The following is a 23,501-nucleotide window of genomic DNA, read 5'->3' as shown; positions in this document are numbered from 1 at the left end:
GACGGCCGGAATTCTTCTGGAAGCGGGAGGTCAGACGGCGAGCTTCACCGCGGGGTCGATGAACACGCCCCCGTCGGTGATCTCGACCTGGTAGACGGGGACGGGCTCGTACGCCGGCAGCGTGAGCGGCTTGCCCGTGAGGAGGGAGAACTTCGAGCCGTGGGCCCAGCACTCGAGCGTGTCGTCCTCGACGAAGCCCTCGGAGAGCGAGATGTCGCCGTGCGTGCACGTGTCGCCGATCGCGAAGATGTCGCCGGCGGCGTCCTTCACGACCGCGATCGGCACGCCGTCGACGACGAATCGCTGGGCCTCATTGACGGCGAGGTCGTCGACCCCGCACACGCGAGTGGATGCCACGTCAGCTCCCCTGGAGTTCGGCTTCGAGCGCCGCCATCAGGCGCTCCTCGAGTTCGGCGTCGCCGATCTGCTGCACGACCTCCGCGAGGAATCCGCGCACGACGAGGCGACGCGCCTCATCTTCCGGGATGCCGCGGGCCTGCAGATAGAACAGCTGCTCGTCGTCGAACCGGCCCGTCGCCGATGCGTGGCCGGCGCCCTCGATGTCGCCGGTCTCGATCTCGAGGTTCGGGACGGAGTCGGCACGCGTGCCGTCGGTGAGCACGAGGTTGCGGTTCTGCTCGTAGCTGTCGGTTCCGGTCGCGGCGTTGCCGATGAGCACGTCGCCGACCCAGACGCTGCGCGCACCCTCGCCCTGGAGCGCGCCCTTGTAGGTCACGCGCGAGCGGGTGTGCGGGGCGTCGTGGTGGACGAACACCTGCTGCTCGAGGTGCTGGCCGGCGTCGGAGAAGTACAGCCCGAGCGCCTCGATGTCGCCGCCCTGCTCGGCGAGGTGCGTCGACGGGTTCACCCGCACCACCCGGCCGCCGAGCGAGACGACGATGTGCTTGAGCTTGGCGTCGCGTGCGATGCGGGCGAAGTGGCTCGCCAGGTGCACGGAGTCGTCGGTCCACTCCTGGAGGGAGACGACGGTGAGGTTCGCACCCTCACCCACGAGGATCTCGACGTTCTCGGCGAGGCGGGCGTCGCCGGTGCCGCGCAGCACGAGGAGTGCGCGGCTGTTCGGCGCCGCCTCGATGACGGTGTGAGCGCCGCGCGGCGACGTGCCGAGCCCCGAACGCGTGACGGTGACGGTCTTGGCGTCTTCACCGGAGATCGAGACGAGCAGCGCCTCGTCGACGCTCGACCAGGCGTTCGCGGACGCGCGGTCCTCCGGGATGCCGGCACGCCCGATGCGGGCGTCGTCGCGCGGGATCCAGGAGAGGGCGACCCCCGCGACATCCGGCGCCGTCACCTCGGGACGCGAGCCGTCGAGCTCGCCCGAGGTCAGGTCGGCGAATGCGGCGACGGGCGAGTACTTCCACTCGTGCTCGCGACCGGTGACCGGGGCGAACTCCGCGACCTCGGTCGAGCGGAACCGCTCGGACCGGGTCTGCACGGGCACGAAGGCACCGTCGGAGTGGGGGCGGAAGCCGTGCTGCTCGGCTGTGGGCATGGCGGTGCTCTGCATAGTGTCGGTCATCTCCTAGCCGACCGATCCTTCCATGCCCATCTCGATGAGCTTGTTGAGTTCCATCGCGTATTCCATGGGCAGCTCGCGCGCGATCGGCTCGATGAAGCCGCGCACGATCATGGCCATCGCCTCATCCTCGGGGATGCCGCGGGCCATGAGGTAGAACAGTTGCTCCTCGCTGACCTTCGAGACGGTCGCCTCGTGGCCGAGCTGCACGTCGTCGACGCGGATGTCGATCGCGGGGTACGTGTCGGAACGCGAGATGGTGTCGACCAGGAGCGCGTCGCAGCGCACGGTGTTGGCCGAGTGGTGCGCGTTGGCATCGACCCGCACCTCGCCGCGGTAGCCGGCCCGGCCGCCGCCGCGCGCGATCGACTTCGAGACGATCGACGACTGCGTGTACGGCGCCATGTGGATCATCTTGGCGCCGGCATCCTGGTGCTGGCCCGGGCCCGCGAACGCGACCGAGAGGGTCTCGCCCTTGGCGTGCTCGCCCATGAGGAAGATCGACGGGTACTTCATCGTCACCTTCGAGCCGATGTTGCCGTCGATCCACTCCATGGTGGCGCCCTCGTGGGCGACGGCGCGCTTGGTGACGAGGTTGTAGACGTTGTTCGACCAGTTCTGGATCGTCGTGTACCGCACGCGGGCGTTCTTCTTCACGATGATCTCGACCACGGCCGAGTGCAGCGAGTCGGACTTGTAGATCGGAGCCGTGCAGCCCTCGATGTAGTGCACGTACGAGCCCTCGTCGGCGATGATGAGGGTGCGCTCGAACTGGCCCATGTTCTCGGTGTTGATGCGGAAGTAGGCCTGCAGCGGGATCTCGACCTGCACGCCCTTCGGCACGTACACGAACGAGCCGCCCGACCAGACGGCCGTGTTCAGCGCGGCGAACTTGTTGTCACCGGCGGGGATGACCGTGCCGAAGTACTCCTCGAAGAACTCGGGGTGCTCCTTGAGCGCGGTGTCGGTGTCGAGGAAGATGACGCCCTGCTGCTCGAGGTCCTCCCGGATCTGGTGGTACACGACCTCGGACTCGTACTGGGCGGCGACGCCGGCGACGAGGCGCTGGCGCTCGGCCTCGGGGATGCCGAGGCGCTCGTACGTGTTGCGGATGTCTTCGGGCAGGTCCTCCCAGGTCTGGGCCTGCTTCTCCGTGGAGCGGACGAAGTACTTGATGTTCTCGAAGTCGATGTCGGACAGGTCGGCGCCCCACGACGGCATCGGCTTGCGGTCGAACAGCTGGAGCGCGCGAAGGCGACGCTGCAGCATCCATTCGGGCTCGTCCTTCAGACGAGAGATGTCGGCCACCACCTCGGGCGACAGGCCGCGGCGAGCGGATGCCCCGGCGACGTCGGAGTCGGACCAGCCGAACTCGTACGTGCCGAGCCCCTCCAACTCGGGGCGGTCGATCAATACGTCCGTCATGCTCTCCCTCTTCTCCCTCCCCGCGCACCGGATATCAGTCCGGCCCACCCCTGCCGCCCGGTCGAGGTGCCGATGCAGTCGTGGGGTGATGTGCGGGTGGCGTCGTCGCGAACCTACAATGGCTGTGCGCCGTTGCCGCGCCGAGGCGCGCGCATCGGCCTGTGCCAACCCACCAAGTCTATAGGGTCCAAGGTCCCGGAGTCCCGACTCCCAGAACCCTCCCACTGCGACCCGGATCAGGAACCCACGAGCGTGAATCGCGTCATCGCCTGGCTGCCCGACCGCATCGACCGCCGCGTGCGGGTGGTGGGATGGCTGTCCTTCCTCGCGCAGACGATCATCATCGCCACGGGCGGCGCGGTCCGGCTGACCGGTTCGGGCCTCGGCTGCCCCACCTGGCCGCTCTGCACCGAGGACTCCCTCGTGACCACGCCCGAGATGGGCATCCACGGCATCATCGAGTTCGGCAACCGGCTCATGACCGGCGTGGTCGGCATCGTCGCGCTGCTCGTCGTGCTCTCCATCTGGCGCCTGCGCCGCGAGCGCCGCGACCTCTGGACGCTGGCGCTGGTCGTCGTCCTCGGCATCGTCGCCCAGGCGATCGTCGGCGGCGTCACGGTGTGGACCGGGCTGAACCCGTTCATCGTCGGCTTCCACTACGTCGCCTCGCTCCTGCTCGTCTGCGTCGCGGCCGCCTACCTCGTACGCCTCGACGCCGTGCCCGGTCCGCGGGAGCGCGCCGTGCCGGGCTGGTACGCCGCGCTCACGCACGCGACGACGGCGGTCCTGGCGGTCTCGATCGTGTTCGGCGTGCTGACGACCGCGTCGGGTCCGCACTCGGGCGATGCCGACGCGGGCCGCACCGGCTACAACGCCGAACTCCTCGAGCACGTGCACGCCTGGCCCGGCTACGCGCTGCTCGCGCTGACGGTCGCGCTCGTCGTCGGCGCGTGGCGCCTCAGGCTGCCCACGCTCCGCTGGTCGCTCGTCGTGCTCGGCGTCGAGCTCGTGCAGATCGCCGTGGGCCTCTACCAGGCCCGCAACGGCCTGCCGCCGCTCGCCGTCGGCGTCCACATGGTGCTCGCTGCCCTGACGGCCGCCGCGATGACCGTGCTCGTGCTGAAGCTCACGCGCCCGGTGACGACGGAGGCCGCAGCGAGCGACGCCGCGGTCGAGGCATCCGCCCGCTGACCCGGCGGATCGTCATCGGGCGGAGGCCTCGCGCTCGTCCAACCGGTGGACCAGTCGCGCGAGCTCGACCCGGTTCGCCGCGCCGGTCTTGGCGAGCAGGTGCGAGACGTGGGTGCTCACCGTCTTCTCGCTGATCATGAGGGTGCGCGCGATCTCGGCGTAGGTGCGCCCGACTGCGACGAGTCCGAGCACCTCGCGCTCGCGCTCGGTGAGCCCCGGCACGGCCGAGGTCGCGTCGGATGCCGCGGGGGCGGGCTCCTCGACGGGCACCCGGGCGCGCCGCGCGAGGTCGACGAGCTCGTCCTCGACCGGGCGGGCATCGAGGCGCCGGGCGAGCGCGAGGCCACGGCGAAGCATGTCGGCGCCGGCCGGCCGATCCGCGCCGCGTCCCAGGAGCGCCTCCGCGGCCCGCCACCGCGCGTACGCCTCCTCCCACGGCAGCCGGGCCGCCGAACAGCGCTCCACGGCCAGCGACCACGCCTCCGCCGCATCCGCGGCATCCCTGGCGCGAGCGCACTCCGCGGCGTACACCGCGTCGAGGGCGGCGACCTGTCGGCCCATGAGCTCCGTCCACGTCCCGACGTCCTCGATGACGTGCGGGAACCGCTCGACGAGTGCGTCCAGGGTCTCGAGCACCTCGTCGGCCGAGGCTCCGGCGTCCCGCGCCGCCTGCGCCTGATCGGCCAGGGCCCGAGCCGCGAACGGCAGGAGCCATTCCGCCATGGTCGGCGGCGTCCCCCGATCGACGGCGCCCGCGAGTGCGGCCCGGTACGCGCCCTCGGCGTCGCCGGCCCCGAGGCGGACCTCGGCACGAACGGCGTCGTACTCGATGGCCAGGAACGCCGAGCCGTCGACGATCAGCTCCTCGACCCGCAGCAGGTGCCCCTCCGCGTCGCGTTGGCGTCCCTGGAGCACGGCGAGCCGGGCCGCCGCGAGTCGGGCCTCGACGTCTCCGATCGGTCCGGGATCGGAACCGAGCGCCACGCGGAGCCGCTCGTCGGCCTCCCGCCATGCTCCGCTCGTCAGCCGCGAGAGCGCCTCTGCCGCCGACAGCCACGCGATGTACGGGTGCGGCCCGCCGTGCGCCTCCAGTTCCAGGCGCCGGTCGCGCATCCGCAGGGCGTAGGCCTCGCTCGCCCAGGTCTCGATCGCGTTCGCCTCCCACATGGCCGCGTGCACGTACGCCCACCAGTCACGTGCCTGCAACGCGGGCGCCAACGCCTCCCGGCCGAGGTCCGCGGCACTGGTGAAGTCCTCCGCGAAGCTCGCGGCCATGGAACTGGCGGCGAGCGCGATCGACAGCGCCCTGGGGTCGGCGGCCGCGCGAGCCACCTCCACCGCCTCGCGGGCGTGCACGGCGGCGACCGCGTGGCCCTCCCACTGCTCCGCGTGCGCCAGCTCGGCCAGGGCGAGCGCGTACTCGGGACTGGTCGTGTCGGATGACGCGAGCCGCACGGCCTCCTCCATCTCGCCCGCCTCGATGAAGGACAGACCCCGCATGAAGCGCAGGTGCATCCGGCGCACTCGGAGCTCGGAAGCCCGGAGGGGGTCGGCGTCCGCGTCGACACGCTCGAGCATCATCTCCACGGCCTCGAGCTCATCCCCCGTGGCGCCGGCATCCGCGGCCGTGCGCCGGAGCCGTCGGAGCAGCTCATCGACCGACGGCTCGGCACCGGGCAGCTCCGCCCGCAGTGCCACGGCCCGCCGCAGCAGGCGCAGTTCCTCCGCGGTGCCCGCCGCCTCGCCGGCAGCGCTCGCCGCGCGCAGGGCCCAGTCGAAGGCGGCGCGCACCTCGCCCGCGCGATGACGGTGGTCTGCGACGGCGACGGCCGTCGACACGGTGATCGCCTCCCGTCCGTCCGTCTCCATCGCGTCGGCGAACCGCCGGTGCCACTCGCGGCGCTCGTCGGCCCCGAGCGCCGCCTCGAGCGCCTCCGCGTTCAACGGGTGGTGGAACCAGAAGGTCCCGTCCTCGAGGAGGTCGAGCGTTCCCGCCTCCACCGCCTCGGACAGCAGCGCGCGGGTCGACGCGACGTCGACGTCGCCGACGACCGCGGCCAGGTCGTCGGCCCGCATCGCACGCCCGCCGACGGCGAGGACGATCGCGAGATGACGCGTGGGCTCCGAGAGCCGGTACCAGGACTGGAGCACCGCCGAGCTGAGGTCGGCCGGGAACGAGGCCGGGACGCTCCGCGCGTCCGCAGGGAGGCCAGCCACGAGCAGGCGGGTGAAGTACGGGTTGCCCCTGCTGCGCGCGTGCACATCGTCGATCAGCGACTGGTGCGGCGAAGTGCCGAGCAGCGACTGGACCTGCGCGGCCGTCCCCGCGCGGTCGAGCGGGGGAAGCGCGAGCTCCGTCATGCGAGGCAGGCGACGGATGTCGGCGAGCCAGCGCTGCAGCGGATGGCCGAGACCGACCTCGCCGGCCCGCAGCGTCACGACGATCGCGAGGCGACGCGCCGCCGGGCCGGCGATCGCGTACATGAGCGTGTCCAGCGTGCTGCGGTCGGCCCACTGGACGTCGTCGACCACGAGCGTCATCGGCTGCCGATCGCACTGCTCGTCGAGCCAGGCGTCGAAGCGCACCGCGAAGTCCCGTTCACCGCCGTCCGACGCGGAGACCGGCGGCGTGGCGAACCGGCGGTCGGCGCGAAGCGCGGACCGGATCGGGAGGAACGGGATGGACATCGAGGTCAGCGGCAGGCACGCGCCGACGAGCGTCACGCCCTCTCCGTCGCGGGCCGCGCAGGCCGTCGCGACGAGCGCGGTCTTGCCGACGCCCGCGTCGCCGGAGACCACAAGGGTCTGCGCCTCCTCGACCCAGGCCCGGTCGAGGAGTCCCCCCACGATGTCGAGCTCCCGCTCGCGGCCGACCAACGGCGGCCCGGCGGTCGCGGCTGGCACGACCACCCGACCAGTCTGGCACCGACGGGCTGGAGAATCAGGACTTTCGTCGTCGATCTCAGGAGTACCGCCCGATCCGGCCTCACCGCGAGGGGCGCATCGTCGTCGGCGTCGACCACGGTCGGCACCATCCCGGAAGGAACAGGATCATGCGCATCACGACCACCCTCACCGCGTCGGCGCTCGCCTCCGCCGCCGCTGCCGCCCTGCTCGCGGCCCTCGCAACCACCCCCGCGTCCGCGCGACCGGATCCGGCGACGACGCCCGCCGTGCAGGCGATCGACGACGACCGGTGCCCGCTCGAACGGATCGGCACCCAGTTCATCCGCTGCGACGACCTGACCGGCGCCGGCGTCCCCGCCCCGTCCCACATCCCGGAACGGCGCTGATCCGCGCCGCGCTCGCACGTGCTCGGAGGCGAGGGGTGGAGCCTCCGGGCGCGCTGCACCGCTCGACGACCGGCGCCCGATCGGATCAGGACGGCAGCAGGATCAGAACGGCAGGAGCGGGTCGATGCCGACGGCGAGGAAGAGCAGCGACAGGTAGACGATCGAGCCGTGGAAGACGCGCATCGGCGAGACCTCGACGCCGCGGATGGCGAGGCTGTAGAGGCGGTGGCACTCGGCGATGAACCACACGCCGGTCACGAGCGCGACCGTCGAGTAGAGAAGCCCCATGCCGGCCACGGGGATGAGGAGCAGTGAGGCTGCGACGGTCGCGTAGGCGTACAGGATGACCTGCAGGCCGACCTGCGCACGGCCGCGCACGACGGCGAGCATGGGCACGCCGGCGGCCGCGTAGTCGTCCTTGTACTTCATGGACAGCGGCCAGTAGTGCGGCGGCGTCCAGAGGAAGATGATGAGGAACAGGATGAACGGCGCCCAGTCGAGGCTGCCGGTCACCGCCGCCCAGCCGATCAGCACGGGCATGCAGCCTGCGACGCCGCCCCAGACGATGTTCTGCGCGGTGCGGCGCTTGAGGATGAGGCTGTAGAAGACGACGTAGAGCAGGATGGCGAGCAGCGAGAGCCCCGCGGCGACCCAGTTCGTGAACACGCCGAGCCAGACGATCGAGGCGATGCCGAGCGCGTAGGCGAACACGAGCGCCTCGCGGTCGGTGAGCTCGCCGGTGACGAGCGGGCGGCCCTTGGTGCGCTTCATGACCCGGTCGATGTCGCGGTCGATGTAGCAGTTGAAGGCGCCCGCCGAACCGGCGCTCATGGCGCCGCCGATCAGGGTGGCGATGAGCAGCCACAGATCGGGCAGGCCGTTCGACGCGAGGATCATCGTGGGCGCCGTGACCACCAGGAGGAGCTCGATGACCCGGGGCTTCGTGAGGGCCACGTAGGCGGCGACCTTGCGTCGCAGGCCCGTCGACGGACGGGTCGGACGAGCGTCACGGGTGATCGGCGCGGCGTGCATGCATTCCTCTTCCGGGGCGCACGCGAACGGCGGGCGCGCGCATCCCGTTCGATTCTAGGACATGCCCCCGCCGGCCTCCGGACGCGTCAAGCCCCGTCACACAGTGAGGGGTACTCCATATACTGAAGCCAGCGCGCCCGGAGGCGCGGATTCGACGTGCCACTCCACCTGACGCATGACCGGATCGGTCGCCGGGCTCCACCGCGCCGTCGCGTTTCCCGGCGGGTCGGGAGCCGGAAGAAGAGCTCCCCGACGCCCGTCACAACCGGAAGGAACAGCAACCCGTGGCACCTCTGCACTGGGACCCCATCGACGACCGCGCGGTCGACACGGCGCGCGTGCTCGCCGCCGACGCCGTGGAGAAGGTCGGCAACGGCCACCCCGGCACGGCGATGAGCCTCGCTCCCGCCGCCTACCTCCTCTACCAGAAGGTCATGCGCCGCGACCCGGCCGACCACCGCTGGCTCGGGCGCGACCGGTTCATCCTGTCGGCCGGTCACAGCTCGCTCACGCAGTACGTCCAGCTCTACCTTGCGGGCGACGGGCTCGAGCTCGCCGACCTCGAGTCGCTCCGCACCTGGGGCTCGAAGACCCCCGGCCACCCCGAGTACGGGCACACCGACGGCGTCGAGATCACGACCGGTCCCCTCGGCCAGGGCCTCGCCTCGGCGGTGGGCTTCGCGTACGCGGCCCGCTACGAGCGCGGCCTGTTCGACCCCGAGGCGCCCGCCGGCGAGAGCCCGTTCGACCATCACGTCTACGTCATCGCGAGCGACGGCGACCTCGAGGAGGGCGTCACCAGCGAGGCATCCTCGCTCGCCGGCCACCAGCAGCTCGGCAACCTGGTCGTGATCTACGACTCGAACCAGATCTCGATCGAGGACGACACCGACATCGCCTTCACCGAGGACGTCGCCAAGCGCTACGAGGCGTACGGATGGCACGTCCAGACGGTCGACTGGAAGAAGTCCGGCGAGTACGTCGAGGATGTCGCCGAGCTGAACGACGCGATCGAGGCCGCGAAGGCCGAGACCGGCAAGCCGTCGATCATCGTCCTGAAGACGATCATCGGCTGGCCCGCGCCGAAGAAGCAGAACACCGGCAAGATCCACGGCTCCGCGCTCGGCGCAGAGGAGCTCGCGGCGACCAAGGAGGTGCTCGGATTCGACCCCGAGCAGCACTTCGCCGTCGCCGACGAGGTCATCGAGCACACGCGCGGCAACGCGCGCGACCGCGCCGCCGAGGCGAAGGCCGCATGGCAGCAGGCGTTCGACGCCTGGGCCGCCGCGAACCCCGAGCGCAAGGCGCTGCTCGACCGTCTCGAGTCGGGCGAGCTGCCCGAGGGCCTCGAAGACGCGCTTCCGGTGTTCGAGGCCGGCAAGGACGTCTCGACCCGCGCCGCATCGGGCAAGGTCATCAACGCGCTCGCGGCGCACCTGCCCGAGCTGTGGGGCGGCTCGGCCGACCTGGCCGAGTCGAACCTGACCACGATCAACGGCGCACCGTCATTCATCCCGGCCGAGCACTCCACGCACGAGTTCAGCGGCAACCCGTACGGGCGCGTGCTGCACTTCGGCATCCGCGAGCACGCCATGGCGTCGATCCTGAACGGCATCGTGCTGCACGGCCCGACCCGCCCGTTCGGCGGCACGTTCCTCATCTTCAGCGACTACATGCGCCCGGCCGTCCGTCTGGCCGCGCTCATGGGCGTCCCGTCGATCTTCGTCTGGACGCACGACTCGGTCGCGCTCGGCGAGGACGGCCCGACGCACCAGCCGATCGAGCAGCTCTCGACCCTGCGCGCCATCCCGAACCTCTCGGTCGTGCGCCCCGCCGACGCGAACGAGACCTCCTACGCGTGGCTCGAGATCCTCAAGCGCCGCAGCGGCCCCGCGGGCATCGCGCTGACCCGCCAGAACATCCCGGTGTTCGAGCGCGGCGACGGCGCGGCATCCGGCGACACGCTCGCCTCGGCGGCGAACGTCGGCAAGGGCGCGTACGTGCTGGCCGACGCGGCCTCGGGCACGCCCGACGTGATCCTCATCGCCACCGGCTCCGAGGTGCAGGTCGCGCTGGCCGCGCGCGAGCAGCTCGCCGCCGAGGGCGTCGCCGCCCGCGTCGTGTCGGCGCCGAGCCTCGAGTGGTTCGAGGAGCAGGATGCCGCCTACCGCGAGTCGGTGCTGCCGTCGTCGGTGACCGCGCGCGTGAGCGTCGAGGCGGGCCTGGCCATGAGCTGGCAGCGCTACCTCGGCACGCACGGCCGCGCCGTCTCGATCGAGCACTTCGGCGCCTCGGCCGACTACAAGACGCTGTTCCGCGAGTTCGGGATCACGGCCGAGGCCGTCGTCGCCGCCGCGAAGGAATCGCTCGCCTCCGCGTGAGTCCGAGCATGAAGGAGACCACTGTCATGAGCACCAACACCCCCACCGCCGCCCTGTCGCAGGCCGGCGTGAGCATCTGGCTCGACGACCTGTCGCGCCAGCGCATCGCCTCGGGCGGCCTCGAGCGGCTGATCGCCGAGCGCGACGTCGTCGGCGTCACCACCAACCCGACGATCTTCGCCACGGCCCTCACCGACGGCGAGTCGTACCGCGAGCAGCTGCACGCGCTCGCCGCCGACGGCGCCGACGTCGACCGCGCGGTCTTCGAGATCACCACCGACGACGTGCGCGACGCGGCCGACCACTTCCTGCCGGTCTACGACCGCACCGACGGCTACGACGGCCGCGTGTCGATCGAGGTCTCCCCCGACCTCGCGAACGACACCGAGGCGACCATTGCCGAGGCGCACCGCCTGTGGGAGAAGGTCGACCGCCCCAACGTCATGATCAAGATCCCCGCCACGCGCGAGGGCCTTCCCGCGATCACGGCCGTCATCGGGGCCGGCATCAGCGTCAACGTCACGCTCATCTTCAGCCTCGACCGCTACCGCGAGGTCATCGACGCCTACCTCGCCGGGCTCGAGCAGGCGAAGGCGGCCGGGCACGACCTCTCGACCATCCATTCGGTCGCGTCGTTCTTCGTCTCGCGCGTCGACACCGAGATCGACAAGCGCCTCGCGGCCATCGGCACCCCCGAGGCCGTCGCCCTGAAGAGCAAGGCCGGCGTCGCGAACGCGCGCCTGGCCTACGAGCTCTACGAGCAGCAGTTCGCGAGCCCGCGCGCCGTGGCCCTCCTCGACGCCGGCGCGAACCGCCAGCGTCCGCTGTGGGCGTCGACCGGGGTCAAGGACCCGGCGCTGCCCGACACCCTGTACGTGACCGAGCTCGTCGCGCGCGGCATCGTGAACACGATGCCCGAGAAGACGCTCGAGGCCACGTTCGACCACGGCGTGGTCGAGGGCGACACCGTGACCGGCGCGTACACCGACGCCGGCCGCGTGCTCGACGCGCTCGCCTCGGTCGGCGTGGACTACGACGACGTCACCCTGCTCCTGGAGCGCGAGGGCGTCGACAAGTTCATCGTGTCGTGGAAGGAGCTGCTGGAGACGGTCCGCGGCGCGCTGGAGGCGGCACGATGAGCTTCCGCATCTCCGTGAGCGGCCCGGCCGCCGACGCGGTCCGCCGCGTCGTCCCGCAGCTCGTCGCCGACGACGTCGCCTCGCGCATCACCGCGCTCGACGCGACCCTCTGGGGCCCCGAGGCCGAGGCCGAGTCCTCGAAGCGCCTCGGCTGGACCGAGGCCGTCGCGGTCTCCCGGCCGCTGCTGCCCGAGATCGCCGCGCTGCGCGACGAGCTCCGCGCCGCCGGCGTCGACCACATCGTGCTCGCCGGCATGGGCGGATCGTCCCTGGCGCCCGAGGTCATCACGCGCACGGCGCGCGCGCACCTCACGGTGCTCGACTCGACCGAGCCCGGCCAGGTCGGGGCGGCGCTCGCCGACCGCCTCGAGCGCAGCGCGCTCGTCGTGTCCTCGAAGTCCGGCTCGACCGTCGAGACCGATTCGCAGCGCCGCGCGTACGAGCAGGCGTTCCGCGACGCGGGCATCGACCCGGCCACGCGCATCGTCGTCGTGACCGACCCCGGTTCGCCGCTCGACGAGTCCGCGCGCGCCGCGGGCTACCGCGTCTTCAACGCGGACCCGACGGTCGGCGGGCGCTACTCGGCGCTCACCGCCTTCGGGCTCGTGCCGTCGGGCCTCGCCGGCGTCGACCTCGACGAGCTGCTCGCCGAGGCCGAGTCGATCGAGCTCGCACTCGCGGTCGACTCCGAGGAGAATCCGGGCCTCGTCCTCGGCGCGGCGATCGCCGCGACCGAGCCCCGCCGCGACAAGCTCGCGATCGTCGCCGACGGCACGCACATCGTGGGCTTCGCCGACTGGGCCGAGCAGCTCATCGCCGAGTCGACGGGCAAGGAGGGCACCGGCATCCTGCCCGTCGTCCTCGGTCCCGACGCGCCCGAGCTGAAGGATGTCGCCGCCGACGTGCAGGTCGTGCGCCTCGTCGACGACGCGGGCACGCACCGCTTCGTCGACGGCACCGACGGCGAGATCCGCGTGTCCGGCACGCTCGGCGCGCAGCTGCTCGTCTGGGAGTACGCCACCGCCGTCGCCGGCCGGATCCTCGGCATCAACCCGTTCGACCAGCCCGACGTCGAGTCGGCGAAGATCGCCGCGCGCGGCCTCCTCGACGCGCGTCCCGAGCCGGCGCCCGCCGCGTTCGTGACCGACGGCATCGAGGTGCGCGGCACGCCCGACGTGATCGGGGCCGCGAGCGACCTCACCTCGGCGATCGAGGTCCTGCTCGAAGAGGTGCCCGCAGACGGGTACATCTCGGTGCAGGCCTACGTCGACCGCGTCGCGCACCCCGAGATCGAGGAACTCCGCGACCTGCTCGCCGCGCGCAGCGGCCGCCCGGTCACGTTCGGCTGGGGGCCCCGCTTCCTGCACTCGACCGGCCAGTACCACAAGGGCGGCCCCGCGCACGGCGTGTTCCTGCAGCTCGTGCAGCGCTCCGGCGACGACCTCGCGATCCCCGAGCGGCCCTTCACGTTCGGCGAGCTCATCGCCGCGCAGGCCTCCGGTGACGCGTCCGTGCTCGCCGAGCACGGACGTCCGGTGCTCACGCTCACCCTGACCGATCCGAGCGCCGACCTCCGGTCGTTGCGCTCCGCGATCGGCTGATCCCGGGAGCGCACATGCATCCGGTCGAGATCACGGCGACGCACAACCCGCTGCGGTCGCCGAAGGACTACCGCCTGAACCGGATCGCCGGCCCGTCGAGCCTCATCATCTTCGGCGTCACCGGCGACCTGTCGCGCAAGAAGCTCATGCCCGCGGTCTACGACCTCGCGAACCGGGGGCTCCTGCCCCCGGGCTTCGCGCTGGTGGGCTTCGCGCGCCGCGACTGGGAGGACCAGGACTTCGAGAAGGTCGTCCACGACTCGGTGAAGCAGTACGCCCGCACCGAGTTCCGCGAGGACGTGTGGCAGCAGCTCGCCCGCGGCATCCGCTTCGTCCCCGGCGCCTTCGACGACGACGAGGCGTTCGAGCGCCTTCGGCGGACCGTCGAGGAGCTGGACCGCGAACGCGGCACCATGGGCAACCACGCGTTCTACCTGTCGATCCCCCCGAAATCGTTCCCGATCGTCACGGAGCAGCTCAAGCGCTCCGGGCTCACGGAGCAGAAGGACGGGCAGTGGCGGCGCGTCGTCATCGAGAAGCCCTTCGGGTCCGACCTGAAGACGGCCATCGAGCTCAACGACGTGGTCGCGTCGGTGTTCCCGCCCGACTCCGTGTTCCGCATCGACCACTACCTCGGCAAGGAGACGGTCCAGAACATCCTCGCGCTGCGGTTCGCGAACCAGCTGTACGAGCCGATCTGGAACGCCAACTACGTCGACCACGTGCAGATCACGATGGCCGAGGACATCGGCGTGGGCGGCCGGGCCGGCTACTACGACGGCATCGGCGCGGCACGCGACGTCATCCAGAACCACCTGCTGCAGCTGCTCGCGCTCACCGCCATGGAGGAGCCCATCTCGTTCGACGCCGCCGACCTGCGCGCCGAGAAGGAGAAGACCCTCCGCGCGGTGCGCCTGCCCGACGACCTGGCCGCCGCCACCGCCCGCGGGCAGTACTCGGGCGGCTGGCAGGGCGGCGAGAAGGTGATCGGCTTCCTCGACGAGGACGGCATGGACCCCGCGTCGACGACGGAGACCTACGCCGCCATGAAGCTGCTCATCGGCACCCGCCGATGGGCCGGCGTGCCGTTCTACCTCCGCGCGGGCAAGCGTCTCGGCCGTCGCGTGACCGAGATCGCCGTGGTCTTCAAGCGGGCGCCGCAGCAGGTGTTCGCCGACAGCCAGACCTCGCAGCTCGGCCAGAACGCCCTCGTCATCCGCGTGCAGCCCGATGAGGGCGTCACCATCCGGTTCGGGTCCAAGGTGCCCGGCGCCGGCATGCAGGTGCGCGACGTGACGATGGACTTCGGATACGGCCACGCCTTCACCGAGGCCAGCCCCGAGGCGTACGAGCGACTCATCCTCGACGTGCTGCTCGGCGACCCGCCGCTCTTCCCCCGGCAGGAGGAGGTGGAGCTCTCCTGGAAGATCCTCGACCCCATCGAGGAGTTCTGGGAGACGCAGGGCCAGCCCGAGCAGTACAAGCCCGGGTCGTGGGGTCCGTCCTCCGCCGACGAGCTCCTCGCCCGCGACGGACGCACCTGGAGGCGCCCATGATCGTCGAACTGCCCGACACCACCACGAGCCAGGTGTCGAAGACCCTCGTCAAGATCCGCGAGGAGGGCGGCGTCGTCGCCCTCGGACGCGTGCTCACCCTCGTCATCGCGACCACCCACGACGGCGAGGAGGAGGCGATCGAGGCGGCGAACGACGCATCTCGGGAGCACCCGATGCGCGTCATCGTGGTCTCGACCGAGGACGAGGACGACGCCCCCGCCGCCGAGAGCCGGATCGACGCGGAGATCCGCGTGGGCGGCGACGCCGGCGCGAGCGAGGTCATCATCCTCCGCGCGCGCGGCGACGCCGCACAGGACGAGCAGAGCCTCGTCATGGGCCTGCTCCTGCCCGACGCCCCCGTGGTCACCTGGTGGCCGGGCGCCGCACCCGCGGTCCCAGGCGACTCGCCCCTCGGGCGCATCGCGCAGCGACGGATCACGGATGCCTCGACCCAGGCCGACCCCCAGGCGGCGCTCGACCACCTCGCCGAGAGCTACCGACCGGGCGACGCGGACTTCTCGTGGACCCGGCTGACGCTCTGGCGCGCCCAGCTCGCGGCGGTGCTCGACCAGCCGCCGTACGAGCCGGTCACCGCCGTGAGCGTGACGGGCGCGGTCGACTCGCCGTCGACCACGCTGCTCGCGGCGTGGCTGTCGATGCAGCTCGGCGCCCCGGCCGACTGCACGCTCACGGGGCTCGAGCACGGCTCGCACGGCATCCACGGCGTGCACCTCGTCCGCCCGACCGGGCGGATCGAGCTGGTTCGCGATCACCCCGGCGTGGCCACGCTGCGCCAGCCCGGACAGCCCGTGCACGACGTCGCACTCCCCCGTCGCAGCCTCCGCGACTGCCTTGCCGACGAGCTGCGTCGACTCGACCCCGATGAGCTGTACGGTGAGGTGATCACGAGAGGGCTCGCGCTGGTCTCGCAGCGCCGGGCGACGACGAAGGAGTGACCGAATGACGAACGAGCGCCGCGTGCTCGTCCATCCCGACAAGGAGACGCTGGCCGGGGCGGTCGCCGCCCGGTTCATCACCAAGGTGCTCGACCTCCTCGACGTCCAGGAGACCGTGCACGTGGTGCTGACGGGCGGGTCGATGGGCGGCGCGGTGCTCGTGGCGGTGCGCGAGTCGCCCGCGCGGCAGTCGGTCGACTGGCAGCGCGTGCACTTCTGGTGGGGCGACGAGCGGTGGGTGCCCGACGGCGACGCCGATCGGAACGACCGCCTCTCGCGTGAGTCGCTCCTCGACGCGCTCGACCTGCCGGCGGGCAACGTCCACCCGTTCCCCGCCGCCGACCAGGGCCTCACGCTGGACGAGGCGGCCGACGCGTACGCGGCCGAGCTCGAGCGCTTCGGCGCCGAAGGGCTGCCGCACCCCGTGTTCGACATCGTCTTCCTCGGCGTCGGTCCCGACGGGCACATCGCCTCCCTTTTCCCGCACCGATCGGGCATCCAGGTCGTCGACCGGCCGGTCATCGCCGTGCGCGAGTCGCCCAAGCCGCCGCCCGAGCGGCTGAGCCTCACGCGCCCCGTGATCAACGCGTCGCAGCGCGTGTGGCTCGTGCTCGCGGGTGCCGACAAGGCCTCCGCGCTCGGTCTCGCGCTTGCGGGTGCGAGCCGCGACGAGGTCCCCGTCGCGGGCATCAAGGGCCGCCGCCGCACGGTGTTCTTCGTCGATCGGGATGCCGCGGCGGAGGTCCCCGACGCGCTCATCGCCCGCGACTACTGACCCGGCAGACACGAAGGAAGGGCCGCTCCTGACGGGGCGGCCCTTCCTTCGTTGCAGTGCGTGGAACTCAGTCCTTCGACGCCGTGCCACGGCGTGCGCGGAGCTGCTGCAGCGCCTCCTCCAGGAGCGCGGCCGCCTCCTCCTCGGTGCGTCGTTCCTTCACGTACGCGAGGTGCGTCTTGTACGGCTCGAGCTTGGAGACCGCGGGCGGGTTCTCCTTGTCGCGGCCCGCCGGCAGGCCCGTCGAGGGGCTGTCGATGACGTCGGGGATCTCCTCCTCGGGGAGGTTCGCCGCGAAGTACCGCACCGTCTCGTTGCCCTGGGCGTCCCAGTAGCTGACGGCGACACGGTCGGCGTGGAAGCCGCGGTCCTGCTCGCCCATGGGGCCGGAGCCGACTCGCGAGCCCCGGATCGCGCTGTTGCCTGATGCCACGGTGACCTCCGTCAGATCCCTGCGTCGAACTTGGTGATGAGGCCGAGCACGACGATGCACGTCACCCAGACGAGTCCGAGGATGATCGTGATGCGGTTGAGGTTGCGCTCCGCAACCCCGGACGCGCCGAGGTTCGACGTGACGCCGCCGCCGAACATGTCGGACAGACCGCCGCCGCGACCCTTGTGCAGCAGGATCAGGAGCGTGAGCAGGACGCTCGTGAGCCCGAGCAGCACCTGCAGGACGACCTGGAGAATCTCCACGGTGAAACCTTTCCGGGCATGACGAAGTGTCGATGCCGCCAGTCGAGTATAGCCGTCCGCGCCGCCCGCCCCACGTCGCGACGGGGGTGGGCGGCGCGGTTCCGGGCCTCAGGCGCCGACGTGCTTCTTGAAGCGGACGATGCTCGAGAACTCGTCGATGTCGAGGCTCGCGCCGCCGACGAGCGCACCGTCGACGTCGGGCTCGCGGAGGAACGACGCGATGTTCGCCGCCTTCACGGACCCGCCGTACAGGATGCGCGTCGACGCCGCGAGCTCGTCGCCCGCGAGCTCGGCGAGGACTGCGCGGAGGGCCGCACCGACCTGCTGGGCCTGGTCGGGCGTGGCCGCCTGGCCCGAGCCGATCGCCCAGACCGGCTCGTACGCGACGACGAGGCCCTTGGCGACGTCGACGCCCGCGAGCGCCGCCCGCAGCTGCGCCACGGGGACGGCGCTCGCGCCGTGCGTCTCGAGGTCCTCCGCGGTCTCGCCGACGCACAGGACGGGGACGAGCCCGTGGCGGTGCGCGGCGAGGACCTTGGCGTTGACGACCTCGTCGGTCTCGGCGTGGTACTGGCGCCGCTCGGAGTGCCCGATGATCACGTACCGGCAGTCGAGCTTCGCGAGGAACGCGCCCGACACCTCGCCGGTGTACGCGCCCGAGTCGTGCTGCGACAGGTCCTGCGCGCCGTAGCCGATGGGCAGGTCGTCGGCCGAGACGAGCGTCTGCACCGACCGCAGGTCGGTGAACGGCGGGAACACCGCGACTTCCGCGTCGGCGAAGTCGTGCTTCGCGTCGGCGAGGCTCCACGCGAGCTTCTGCACGAACGCGATCGCCTGCAGGTGATCGAGGTTCATCTTCCAGTTGCCCGCGATGAACGGGGTGCGGCCTACTGCCATCCGAGGACCTCCAGTCCGGGGAGCTTCTTTCCTTCGAGGAATTCCAGGCTCGCGCCGCCGCCCGTCGAGATGTGCCCGAAGGCGCTCTCGTCGAAGCCGAGCTGGCGCACCGCCGCGGCCGAGTCGCCGCCGCCGACGACGCTGAGTCCGTCGACCTCGGTGAGGGCGGATGCCACGACGCGCGTGCCCTCGGCGAAGGGCGCGAGCTCGAACACGCCCATCGGGCCGTTCCAGAACACGGTCTTCGCACCGCGGACGCGCTCCGCGAACGCGGCCGCCGTGTCGGGCCCGATGTCGAGCCCGAGGCCGGAGGCGCCGAACGGCGTCTCCTCGATCGCGTCGGCCGCGGCGACCTGGTGCTCGGCGTCGGCCGAGAACGAGGCGGCGACCACGACGTCGGTCGGGAGCACGATGTCGACGCCGCCCTCCGTGGCGGCCGCGAGGTAGCCCTTCACGGTGTCGATCTGGTCGGCCTCGAGCAGGCTCGAGCCCACCTTGTGGCCCTGCGCGGCGAGGAAGGTGAACAGCATGCCGCCGCCGATGAGCAGCGCGTCGACGCGCGGGAGCAGGTGCTCGATCACGCCGAGCTTGTCGGACACCTTCGAGCCCCCGAGCACGACCGCGTACGGCCGCTCGGGGTTCTCGGTGAGCCGGTCGAGCACGTCGAGCTCGGCCGCGATCAGCAGGCCGGCCGCGCTCGGACGCAGCTGCTCGAGCTCGTACACGCTGGCCTGCTTGCGGTGCACCACGCCGAAGCCGTCGGAGACGACCGCGTCGGCGAACTCGGCCAGCTGCCCGGCGAACGCGGTGCGCTCGGCCTCGTTCTTGCTGGTCTCGCCCGGGTTGAAGCGCAGGTTCTCGAGCACGAGCACCTCGCCGTCGCCGAGTACGGCGACCTTGGCCGCCGCGTCGTCGCCGACCGTGTCGGACGCGAATGCGACGGGCGCGTCGAGCAGCTCGCCGAGGCGCGCGGCGACCGGCGCGAGGCTGTACTTCGGGTCGGGTGCGCCCTCGGGGCGGCCCAGGTGCGAGATCACGATCACGCGGGCGCCCTGTTCGACGAGCGCGGTGAGCGTGGGGACCGACGCGCGCACGCGGCCGTCGTCCGTGATGACCCCGTCCTGCAGAGGGACGTTGAGGTCGCAACGGACGACGACACGCGAGCCGGCGAGCGGACCCAGGGAATCGATGGTTCGGAGGGTCACGTCGTCTCGATTCAGAGACGCTCGGCGACGTACTCGGTCAGGTCGACGAGTCGGTTGGAGTAGCCCCACTCGTTGTCGTACCACGCCGAGAGCTTGACCTGGTCGCCGATGACGCGCGTGAGACCGGCGTCGAAGATCGACGAGTGCGGGTCGGTCACGATGTCGCTCGAGACGATGTCGTCCTCGGTGTACTTGAGGATGCCCTTCAGGGGACCCTCCGCGGCCTTCTTGTACGCGGCCTTGACCTCGTCGACCGTGACCGGGCGCGACGAGGTGACCGTGAGGTCGGTGATCGAGCCGGTGGGGACCGGGACGCGCAGCGCGAACCCGTCGAGCTTGCCGACGAGCTCGGGCAGCACCAGGCCGATGGCCTTCGCGGCGCCCGTCGAGGTCGGCACGATGTTGATCGCCGCGGCGCGCGCACGACGGAGGTCCTTGTGCGGGCCGTCCTGCAGGTTCTGGTCGGCGGTGTACGCGTGGACCGTGGTCATGAGGCCGCGCTCGATGCCGAACTCGTCGTTGAAGACCTTCGCGAGCGGTGCGAGGCAGTTCGTCGTGCACGACGCGTTCGAGATGATGTGGTGCTTCTCGGGGTCGTAGGAGTCCTCGTTCACGCCGATGACGAACGTCGCGTCCTCGTCGGTCGCCGGGGCCGAGATCAGGACCTTCTTCGCGCCGGCCTCGAGGTGCTTGCGCGCGTCGGCGGCCTTCGTGAAGAACCCGGTCGACTCGATGACGATGTCGACGCCGAGCTCGCCCCAGGGGAGGTTCGCGGGGTCGCGCTCCGCGAACGCCTTGATCGACTTGCCGTCGACGATGAGGTGCTCGTCGTCGTAGTCGACGGTCGCGTCGAGTCGGCCGGTGATCGAGTCGTACTTGAGCAGGTGAGCGAGCGTCTTGTTGTCGGTGAGGTCGTTCACCGCGACGATCTCCAGGTCGGCGCCCTGGGCGAGGGCGGCTCGGAAGTAGTTGCGGCCGATACGGCCGAAGCCGTTGATGCCGATCTTTACGGACACAGGTTTCTCCCCTGTCATGACGGGCGCGAGCGCGCTATCGGGATGGATCTGGTGGAGCTGATCGGACGGCGGTGTCCCCGGGACGGCGCCCGGGGACACCATCCGCGTTACGACAGTAGCAGCAGCCCTGAGGTCTTCTCAGTGGCGGACTGGAGGCGCTGCTGGACGTTCTCCCAGTTCACGATGTTCCAGAACGCCTTCACGTAATCGGCACGCACGTTCTTGTAGTCGAGGTAGTAGGCGTGCTCCCAGACGTCGAGCATGAGCAGCGGCACGATGCCCGCCGGCAGGTTGCCCTGCTGGTCGAAGAACTGCACGATGATCGGGCGCTGGCCGATCGAGTCCCATGCCAGGACGGCCCAGCCCGAACCCTGCACGCCGAGCGCGGTCGCGGTGAAGTGCGCCTGGAACTTCTCGAACGAGCCGAAGTGGTCGTCGATCGCCGCCGCGAGCTCGCCCGTGGGCTTGTCGCCGCCGTCGGGCGAGAGGTTCGTCCAGAAGATCGAGTGGTTGACGTGGCCGCCGAGGTTGAACGCGAGGTCCTTCTCGAGCTTGTTCACGTTCGCGAGGTTGTCGGAATCCCGCGCCTCGGCGAGCTGCGCCAGCGCGGTGTTCGCGCCGGTGACGTAGGCCTGGTGGTGCTTCGAGTGGTGCAGCTCCATGATCGTGCCGCTGATCGACGGCTCGAGCGCCCCGTAGTCGTAGGCGAGTTCAGGGAGGGTGTAGTCAGCCATTGCTTCTCCTTGTCAGCAGCCGGGCGACCCGGACCTCTGCCCGGGCGGACCGCGGCTTCCTCGATCCTATGCCCGTGCATGCGGCGCATGACGGGGGTTGACGACGTTCGGAGCGCGTTCGGGAAGCGTTCAGACGTCGTCGAGGTCGGCCGGCAGGTTCGCCTCGGTGCCCGGGACCCCCAGGTCTGCGGCACGCTTGTCGGCCATCGCGAGCAACCGGCGGATGCGGCCGGCGACCGCGTCCTTCGTCAGCGGCGGGTCGGCGTGGTGGCCGAGCTCGTCGAGGCTCGCGTCGCGGTGCGCGAGTCGCAACTCGCCGGCGTACTTCAGGTGCTCGGGGATGTCGTCGCCGAGGAGCTCCATGGCGCGCTCGACGCGCGCGCACGCCGCGACCGCCGCCTGGGCGGAGCGGCGGAGGTTGGCGTCGTCGAAGTTCACGAGCCGGTTGGCCGTCGCGCGCACCTCGCGGCGCTGGCGCAGCTCCTCCCAGTTGCGCACGGTCTCGCTCGCCCCCATGAGGGCGAGCATCGCGCTGATCGCCTCGCCGTCGCGGATCACGACGCGGTGCACGCCGCGCACCTCGCGCGCCTTCGCCGACACGCCGAGGCGGCCGGCGGCGCCGACGAGCGCCATCGCGGTCTCGCCGCCGGGGCAGGTCACCTCGAGCGCGGCCGAGCGGCCGGGGTCGGTGAGGCTGCCGCGCGCGAGGAACGCCCCTCGCCACACCGCGGCGACGTCGTCGCGCGATCCGGTCGTGAGCTTGTTCGGCAGCCCGCGGACGGGTCGTCGCCTGGCGTCGAGCAGGCCGGTCTGCCGGGCGAGCGTCTCACCGCCGTCGAGCACCCGCACGAGGTACTGGTTCGTGCGACGCAGCCCCGATGCCGAGATCACCGAGACGTCGGGCCGCACGCCGTACAGCTCGCCGAGGTCGCGCGTCACGCGGCGGGCAATCGTGGGCGAGTCGAGCTCGGCCTCGATCGCGATCCGCCCCGAGATGATGTGGAGTCCTCCGGCGAACCGGAGCACCGAAGCGAGCTCCGCGGCACGCACCGAGGTCTTCGTCACCTCGACTCTCGCGAGCTCCTCTTTCACCTCAGCCGTCAGGGCCACGTGGTCGTCCTCTCTGTCGTCGGCAGGCGCGCGTCGCGCCGGGTCATTCTCGTCCGAGGTCGCGGTGCTTGACGCTGACCGCCAGTCCCGGGATCGATCGGAGTCGCGCCGCGAGCTCGCGGACCAGTGCGACCGAGCGGTGCTTGCCGCCGGTGCAGCCGATCGCGATCATCGCATGGCGCTTGTTCTCGCGCTGGTAGCCCTCGAGCACGGGCCGCAGCGCGGCGACGTAGGCATCGAGGAACTCGCGCGCACCGGGCTGGTCCAGCACGTAGTCGCTGACCTCCTGGTCCTCGCCGGTGAGCGAGCGCAGTTCATCATTCCAGAACGGATTGGGCAGGAAGCGCGCGTCGGCGACGAGGTCGGCGTCGGCCGGCACCCCGTACTTGAACCCGAAGCTCTGGACGGCGACCCGGAGCCCGGCGCGACCGGCCTCGGCGAAGGTCTCGGTGACGAGGTTGGCCAGCTGGTGGATGTTCAGGTTCGAGGTGTCGACGATCAGGTCGCTCGCCTCACGCACCTCGGCCAGCCGCGCCCGCTCGGCGGCGATGCCGTCGAGGAGCGTGCCGTCGGCCTGGAGCGGGTGCGGGCGCCGCACCGACTCGAAGCGCCGGACCAGCACGGCGTCGTCGGCATCGAGGAACATCACCCTGACGTTCACGCCGTTGCGGAGGACCTGGACGACGTCGCGGATCTCGGAGAAGAATCCGCCGCCGCGGATGTCGACGACGGCGGCGATGCGCGGCAGTGACGCGCCGGCGCGCTCCGCGAGGTCGACGAGCGGGCGCAGCATCTGCGGCGGGAGGTTGTCGACGACGTACCAGCCGAGGTCCTCCAGTGCGTCGGCCACCGTCGACCGTCCGGCACCGGACATCCCCGTGACGATGAGCATCTCCTGACGGTCGCCGTCGCCCATGGTGTCGGCGCTCCCTTCCTGCAACTCCCCCGGCCTCCCAG

General features: G+C 71.3%; 21 protein-coding genes. 8 read left to right on the top strand and 13 right to left on the bottom strand.

Features of this window, described 5'->3' with window-relative positions; translation table 11 throughout:
• Positions 1–30: 30 nt before the first annotated feature.
• From AC3RKB_RS16955 to sufB, 3 genes are read right to left on the bottom strand one after another with little or no spacing between them, the layout of a single operon-like run.
• Positions 31–357, bottom strand: coding sequence for a non-heme iron oxygenase ferredoxin subunit (locus tag AC3RKB_RS16955; protein WP_491437424.1), 327 nt, complete (start codon positions 355–357; stop codon positions 31–33).
• 1 nt (position 358) lies between these two features.
• Complete coding sequence (gene sufD / locus AC3RKB_RS16950) at positions 359–1,540, bottom strand: Fe-S cluster assembly protein SufD (protein WP_491437423.1); 1,182 nt, start codon at positions 1,538–1,540, stop codon at positions 359–361.
• A gap of 3 nt (positions 1,541–1,543) precedes the next feature.
• A complete protein-coding gene (sufB, locus tag AC3RKB_RS16945) occupies positions 1,544–2,962 on the bottom strand; it encodes a Fe-S cluster assembly protein SufB (RefSeq protein ID WP_491437421.1) in 1,419 nt (472 codons plus the stop codon).
• A gap of 252 nt (positions 2,963–3,214) precedes the next feature.
• On the opposite strand from sufB, the gene AC3RKB_RS16940 reads away from it, so the two are divergent.
• A complete protein-coding gene (locus AC3RKB_RS16940; RefSeq protein WP_491437419.1) occupies positions 3,215–4,153 on the top strand; it encodes a COX15/CtaA family protein in 939 nt (312 codons plus the stop codon).
• A 12-nt stretch (positions 4,154–4,165) separates the two neighbouring features.
• Here the strand turns inward: AC3RKB_RS16940 and AC3RKB_RS16935 are convergent, their stop codons facing one another.
• Positions 4,166–7,063, bottom strand: coding sequence for a helix-turn-helix transcriptional regulator (locus AC3RKB_RS16935; protein WP_491437417.1), 2,898 nt, complete (start codon positions 7,061–7,063; stop codon positions 4,166–4,168).
• Between the two features lie 143 nt (positions 7,064–7,206).
• Here AC3RKB_RS16935 and AC3RKB_RS16930 point away from each other — a divergent pair, with 143 nt between their 5' ends.
• The gene (locus AC3RKB_RS16930; RefSeq protein ID WP_491437415.1) at positions 7,207–7,446 is read left to right on the top strand and encodes a hypothetical protein; all 240 of its coding nucleotides are present in this window, start codon (positions 7,207–7,209) and stop codon (positions 7,444–7,446) included.
• A 102-nt stretch (positions 7,447–7,548) separates the two neighbouring features.
• On the opposite strand, the gene AC3RKB_RS16925 is transcribed toward AC3RKB_RS16930, so the two are convergent.
• Complete coding sequence (locus AC3RKB_RS16925) at positions 7,549–8,478, bottom strand: heme o synthase (RefSeq protein WP_491437413.1); 930 nt, start codon at positions 8,476–8,478, stop codon at positions 7,549–7,551.
• A gap of 284 nt (positions 8,479–8,762) precedes the next feature.
• Here AC3RKB_RS16925 and tkt point away from each other — a divergent pair, with 284 nt between their 5' ends.
• The 6 genes from tkt to pgl are packed head-to-tail and all read left to right on the top strand — an operon-like array spanning position 8,763 to position 16,886.
• Positions 8,763–10,859, top strand: a complete 2,097-nt coding sequence (gene tkt, locus AC3RKB_RS16920) for a transketolase (RefSeq protein WP_491437412.1) — start codon at positions 8,763–8,765, stop codon at positions 10,857–10,859.
• Between the two features lie 26 nt (positions 10,860–10,885).
• The gene (gene tal / locus AC3RKB_RS16915) at positions 10,886–11,998 is read left to right on the top strand and encodes a transaldolase (protein ID WP_491437410.1); all 1,113 of its coding nucleotides are present in this window, start codon (positions 10,886–10,888) and stop codon (positions 11,996–11,998) included.
• Positions 11,995–13,599: a phosphoglucose isomerase-related protein gene (locus AC3RKB_RS16910; protein ID WP_491437408.1), complete on the top strand. Its 1,605-nt coding sequence runs from the start codon at positions 11,995–11,997 to the stop codon at positions 13,597–13,599. The genes tal and AC3RKB_RS16910 overlap by 4 nt, the downstream gene beginning before the upstream one ends.
• Before the next feature lie 14 nt (positions 13,600–13,613).
• On the top strand, positions 13,614–15,155 hold the full coding sequence (zwf, locus tag AC3RKB_RS16905; RefSeq protein ID WP_491437406.1) for a glucose-6-phosphate dehydrogenase: 1,542 nt from the start codon (positions 13,614–13,616) through the stop codon (positions 15,153–15,155).
• A complete protein-coding gene (locus AC3RKB_RS16900) occupies positions 15,152–16,111 on the top strand; it encodes a glucose-6-phosphate dehydrogenase assembly protein OpcA (RefSeq protein ID WP_491437404.1) in 960 nt (319 codons plus the stop codon). Before zwf ends, AC3RKB_RS16900 begins: the two co-directional genes overlap by 4 nt.
• Before the next feature lie 4 nt (positions 16,112–16,115).
• The gene (gene pgl, locus AC3RKB_RS16895) at positions 16,116–16,886 is read left to right on the top strand and encodes a 6-phosphogluconolactonase (protein WP_491437403.1); all 771 of its coding nucleotides are present in this window, start codon (positions 16,116–16,118) and stop codon (positions 16,884–16,886) included.
• 67 nt (positions 16,887–16,953) lie between these two features.
• Here pgl and AC3RKB_RS16890 read toward each other — a convergent pair whose 3' ends face one another.
• The 8 genes from AC3RKB_RS16890 to rapZ form a co-directional block, all read right to left on the bottom strand.
• A complete protein-coding gene (locus AC3RKB_RS16890) occupies positions 16,954–17,319 on the bottom strand; it encodes an RNA polymerase-binding protein RbpA (protein ID WP_491437401.1) in 366 nt (121 codons plus the stop codon).
• An 11-nt stretch (positions 17,320–17,330) separates the two neighbouring features.
• Complete coding sequence (gene secG / locus AC3RKB_RS16885) at positions 17,331–17,582, bottom strand: preprotein translocase subunit SecG (RefSeq protein WP_491437399.1); 252 nt, start codon at positions 17,580–17,582, stop codon at positions 17,331–17,333.
• Between the two features lie 108 nt (positions 17,583–17,690).
• Complete coding sequence (gene tpiA / locus AC3RKB_RS16880; protein WP_491437397.1) at positions 17,691–18,479, bottom strand: triose-phosphate isomerase; 789 nt, start codon at positions 18,477–18,479, stop codon at positions 17,691–17,693.
• Positions 18,470–19,684, bottom strand: a complete 1,215-nt coding sequence (locus tag AC3RKB_RS16875) for a phosphoglycerate kinase (RefSeq protein WP_491437396.1) — start codon at positions 19,682–19,684, stop codon at positions 18,470–18,472. The genes tpiA and AC3RKB_RS16875 overlap by 10 nt, the downstream gene beginning before the upstream one ends.
• An 11-nt stretch (positions 19,685–19,695) precedes the next feature.
• Positions 19,696–20,700, bottom strand: a complete 1,005-nt coding sequence (gene gap, locus AC3RKB_RS16870; protein ID WP_491437394.1) for a type I glyceraldehyde-3-phosphate dehydrogenase — start codon at positions 20,698–20,700, stop codon at positions 19,696–19,698.
• A gap of 107 nt (positions 20,701–20,807) precedes the next feature.
• Entirely contained in the window at positions 20,808–21,434 is a 627-nt protein-coding gene (locus AC3RKB_RS16865) for a superoxide dismutase (protein WP_491437393.1), read from the bottom strand.
• Positions 21,435–21,563: 129 nt separating this feature from the next.
• A complete protein-coding gene (gene whiA / locus AC3RKB_RS16860) occupies positions 21,564–22,544 on the bottom strand; it encodes a DNA-binding protein WhiA (RefSeq protein WP_491437392.1) in 981 nt (326 codons plus the stop codon).
• Between the two features lie 43 nt (positions 22,545–22,587).
• Entirely contained in the window at positions 22,588–23,460 is an 873-nt protein-coding gene (gene rapZ, locus AC3RKB_RS16855; protein ID WP_491437390.1) for an RNase adapter RapZ, read from the bottom strand.
• Between the last annotated feature and the right edge of the window lie 41 nt (positions 23,461–23,501).

The sequence above is a fragment of the Agromyces capsici genome (assembly GCF_058349965.1).
Note: the sequence above shows the minus strand (reverse complement) of the source record. Positions and strands in the feature narration are given on the sequence as shown.

Excerpts from the sequence above, each read along its gene's own strand:
- tal (WP_491437410.1), top strand. The coding sequence starts at position 10,886 with ATGAGCACCAACACCCCCACCGCCGCCCTGTCGCAGGCCGGCGTGAGC.
- AC3RKB_RS16900 (WP_491437404.1), top strand. The coding sequence starts at position 15,152 with ATGATCGTCGAACTGCCCGACACCACCACGAGCCAGGTGTCGAAGACC.
- AC3RKB_RS16925 (WP_491437413.1), bottom strand. The coding sequence starts at position 8,478 with ATGCACGCCGCGCCGATCACCCGTGACGCTCGTCCGACCCGTCCGTCG.
- pgl (WP_491437403.1), top strand. The coding sequence starts at position 16,116 with ATGACGAACGAGCGCCGCGTGCTCGTCCATCCCGACAAGGAGACGCTG.
- tpiA (WP_491437397.1), bottom strand. The coding sequence starts at position 18,479 with ATGGCAGTAGGCCGCACCCCGTTCATCGCGGGCAACTGGAAGATGAAC.
- zwf (WP_491437406.1), top strand. The coding sequence starts at position 13,614 with ATGCATCCGGTCGAGATCACGGCGACGCACAACCCGCTGCGGTCGCCG.
- AC3RKB_RS16930 (WP_491437415.1), top strand. The coding sequence starts at position 7,207 with ATGCGCATCACGACCACCCTCACCGCGTCGGCGCTCGCCTCCGCCGCC.
- AC3RKB_RS16910 (WP_491437408.1), top strand. The coding sequence starts at position 11,995 with ATGAGCTTCCGCATCTCCGTGAGCGGCCCGGCCGCCGACGCGGTCCGC.
- AC3RKB_RS16865 (WP_491437393.1), bottom strand. The coding sequence starts at position 21,434 with ATGGCTGACTACACCCTCCCTGAACTCGCCTACGACTACGGGGCGCTC.
- sufD (WP_491437423.1), bottom strand. The coding sequence starts at position 1,540 with ATGACCGACACTATGCAGAGCACCGCCATGCCCACAGCCGAGCAGCAC.
- rapZ (WP_491437390.1), bottom strand. The coding sequence starts at position 23,460 with ATGGGCGACGGCGACCGTCAGGAGATGCTCATCGTCACGGGGATGTCC.
- sufB (WP_491437421.1), bottom strand. The coding sequence starts at position 2,962 with ATGACGGACGTATTGATCGACCGCCCCGAGTTGGAGGGGCTCGGCACG.